The 3,314-nt window shown below is 66.6% G+C and carries 4 protein-coding genes; 2 read left to right on the top strand and 2 right to left on the bottom strand.

Features of this window, described 5'->3' with window-relative positions:
- The coding region (locus tag V7Q81_RS15285; RefSeq protein ID WP_442954856.1) for a YheT family hydrolase at window positions 1–452 on the top strand (452 nt) is incomplete at its 5' end.
- Between the two features lie 64 nt (window positions 453–516).
- Window positions 517–1,893 carry a phosphomannomutase/phosphoglucomutase gene (locus V7Q81_RS15290; RefSeq protein WP_333845037.1) on the top strand — a complete coding sequence of 459 codons (1,377 nt, stop codon included), beginning with the start codon at window positions 517–519 and terminating at the stop codon, window positions 1,891–1,893.
- Between the two features lie 7 nt (window positions 1,894–1,900).
- Here the strand turns inward: V7Q81_RS15290 and V7Q81_RS15295 are convergent, their stop codons facing one another.
- Both V7Q81_RS15295 and V7Q81_RS15300 read right to left on the bottom strand, forming a co-directional pair.
- Window positions 1,901–2,542, bottom strand: coding sequence for a MarC family protein (locus V7Q81_RS15295; protein ID WP_333845038.1), 642 nt, complete (start codon window positions 2,540–2,542; stop codon window positions 1,901–1,903).
- A gap of 101 nt (window positions 2,543–2,643) precedes the next feature.
- On the bottom strand, window positions 2,644–3,105 hold the full coding sequence (locus V7Q81_RS15300) for a PaaI family thioesterase (protein ID WP_333845040.1): 462 nt from the start codon (window positions 3,103–3,105) through the stop codon (window positions 2,644–2,646).
- Between the last annotated feature and the right edge of the window lie 209 nt (window positions 3,106–3,314).

The following is a 3,314-nucleotide window of genomic DNA, read 5'->3' on the forward strand; positions in this document are numbered from 1 at the left end:
TCCTTCGTTCACTCAAACGCAAAAGCCTGCAAAAGCTCGAGCGCTTCCCCGGGCTCTACCCCGATCACCTGGTACGGCAGGCGCGCACCTTCCAAGCCTTCGACGACGTGGTGACGGCGCCCCTGCACGGCTTCCGGGACGCGAACGACTACTGGGCCCGGGCGAGCAGCAAGCCCCATCTGACCCACATCGCGGTGCCGACGCTCATCGTCCACGCCCGGGACGACCCTTTTCTTCCCGAATGGGCCGTGCCCCGCCCCGCCGAGGTGTCCCCCGCCGTCACTCTGGAAGTGCTGGCGAGCGGAGGACACGCCGGCTTCGTCTCGGGACCCTTCCCCGGCCATCTGCAGTGGCTCCCCCGGCGAGTGCTCGGGTTCTTCGCCGCGCACGCCCCCGTCGAGCCGCCGGGGCAAGTTGGGGTAACATCCCGGGAAAGCGCGCCATCTGCCTGAGACCGGAAATGCCCGCTCGGGCAAAGACGCTCCAAAGGTGGAAGGATCGAAAGAAGGAGCCGCCGTGACGCACTATCCCAAGGAAATCTTCAAGGCCTACGACATCCGCGGCATCGTGGGGAAAACCCTCACTCCCGCCATCGTGGAGGGCATCGGCCAAGCGATCGGCTCGGAGGCCCGGGCCCGCGGCCAGAAGGCGCTCGTCATCGGCCGCGACGGGCGACTTTCCGGTCCCGAGCTCTCCCGGGCTTTGGCCCAGGGGCTCATGAAGAGCGGCGTGGACGTGATCGACGTGGGCCAGGTGGCGACCCCGGTGCTCTATTTTGCCACCCATGCGCTCCAAACCCATTCCGGCGTCATGATCACGGGCAGCCACAACCCCCCGGACTACAACGGGCTCAAGATCGTGCTGGGGGGGGAGACCCTGGCCGGCGAGGCAATCGAAGCCCTGCGCCTGCGGCTGGAGCGGGGAGACCTCACGAGCGGCGAAGCGACGTACCGTGCCCACGACATCCGCGAGGCTTACTTCGAACGCATCACCGAAGACGTGAAGCTCGCGCGCGCAATGAAGATCGCCGTGGATTGCGGCAATGGGGTAGCCGGCGCCTTCGCCCCCGAGCTCTACCGGCGCCTCGGCTGCGAAGTGGTCGAGCTCTTCTGCGACGTGGACGGTACCTTTCCCCACCATCATCCCGACCCTTCCGTGCCAGCCAACCTGGAGGACTTGAAACGTGCGCTGGCTGTCACCGACGCGGAGCTGGGGCTCGCCTTCGACGGGGATGGGGACCGGCTGGGCGTGGTCACCAAGGACGGCCGCATCGTCTATCCCGATCGACTGCTCATGCTGTTTGCTGCCGACGTGCTTTCCCGCAATCCCGGCGCCCAGGTGATTTTCGACGTGAAATCCACCCGTAACCTAGCACCCTGGATCGAGCGCCACGGGGGGCGCCCGGTCCTGTGCCGCACCGGCCACTCCTTCATCAAGGCCAAGCTGCGGGAGACCGGCGGCCTGCTCGCAGGCGAGATGAGCGGACATTTCTTCTTCAAGGAGCGCTGGTACGGCTTCGACGACGGCCTCTACGCCGGTGCCCGGCTTCTCGAATACCTGTCTAAGCAAAAAGACGTGAGCGAGACGCTCCATGCCATTCCCGACGCAGTCTCCACCCCAGAGCTGCAGCTCAAGCTCGAGGAAGGGGAAAACTACGCCCTCATTGCGAAGCTGCAGAAAATCGCTCGCTTTCCCGGGGCGGAGCGGATCATCACCCTGGACGGGCTGCGGGTCGAGTACCAGGATGGCTTCGGGCTCGCCCGCGCTTCCAACACCACCCCCGTAGTAGTACTGCGCTTCGAGGCGGAGAACGAGGCCGCGCTCAAGCGGATCCAGGAGGAATTCCGCCGAGTCATCTTGGAAGCCAAGCCCGACGCCCAGCTGCCCTTCTGACCGCTCTTCAGCCCGCCCAGCCAGGAAACAGGGCCTTGAGGCCAACCGCCATGGTCTCCACGGCGATGGCGGTAAGAAGCAGCCCCAGCAGCCGCGTCGCCACGTTAAGGCCCGTGGTTCCCAGGCGCTGGCCAAGAGGAACGGCGAGCTGTAAGACGGCCCAGAGCAGGGCGCACACCGCCAGGATGCAGCCGAGGATGGCCAGCGTGTGGGCGAGGCCTCCCCGCTCCACCGCGATAATAACGGTGCTGATGGCCCCCGGTCCCGCGAGCAGGGGAATGGCGAGGGGCACCACCCCACCGGTGGCGTGGGCGTCGAACTCCAAAGCCTCCTTCTGGGACTGGCGGATGCCACCGGGTTCGGCGTTGAGCATGGCAAGAGCCATCAACAGGAGTACTAGGCCACCGCCCACCCGGAAAGAGGCGAGGCTTCCCCCCAGGAACTGGAGCACCGCTTCCCCCGCCAAGGCGAAGCCCATGAGCACCGCCGCCACGGTGAGGGTCACGACCCGGGCCAAACGCCTGCGCTCCCGGGGCTTCCAGCCCGCGGTGAAGGCGAGAAAAAACGGGACGATGAAAAAGGGATCGAGGACCGCGGTGAGGGTGACCAGGAAGCGGGTATAGTCGGTCCAGGACGCGAGCCCCTCCATGACGCGCACCGAAGCCGGGAACCTAGCCCAAGACCGTTTTCGCCGCAGCGCGCACCGTTTAGCGGCGCTGTTTGGTACGTTTCGACCGCGCTCTCCGCACCTTAGCCCGGATCCTTCTTGTAGAGGATCATCTCGGTGCAGCGGAACAGAGCGATCTTACGCCCCGTTGCTTCATCGGTCACCACCGCGTCCCACACCTGGGTGCTCTTTCCCAAGTGCTGGGCCTGGGCCACCGAGCGAATGCCCCCCTCCCGCACCGTGCCCAGGAGATTGGCCTTGAGCTCGATGGTGGTGAAGCCGCTCGCCCCCGACGGCAGATGGGCCAGGGTGGCATAGCCACAAGAGGTATCCGCCAGGGCAATCACCGTCGCGGCGTGAAGAAAGCCGTTGGTGGCCATGAGCTCGGGCCGCACCGTGAGCCGCGCTTCCAGCTGGCCCTCCTCCACCCGGAGTACCTCCATGCCCACCAGCCCCGGGAGATGACCGGGGCTGCGCTGGTTGAGCGCCTCCACCGTCACTTCAGGGCGCCGAAAGCCCTTGATCGTTGAATCCCTGTCCCCCATTAGTTCGTCTCCTCCCGTCCGCGGCCGAAGCGGTCCGGGTGTCAGCCCAACGCCGCTCTCCCCACGGAACCACCGCCTTCAACGCCCCCGGCAGCCTCGTTGGGTCGTTGCCCCCCGCCTGAGCCAGGGAGGGCCATCGGCCGCGCCACGGAACCGCGGAAGCGCCGGAGCGGGCGCGGCCGAACAGGCCGGACCTCATTCCTTAAAGC

The sequence above is a fragment of the Pelomicrobium sp. genome (assembly GCF_036803785.1).
Lineage (GTDB): Bacteria > Pseudomonadota > Gammaproteobacteria > Burkholderiales > UBA6910 > Pelomicrobium.

Coding starts and splice junctions, on each gene's coding strand:
- V7Q81_RS15295 (WP_333845038.1), bottom strand. CDS start 2,542: ATGGAGGGGCTCGCGTCCTGGACCGACTATACCCGCTTCCTGGTCACC.
- V7Q81_RS15300 (WP_333845040.1), bottom strand. CDS start 3,105: ATGGGGGACAGGGATTCAACGATCAAGGGCTTTCGGCGCCCTGAAGTG.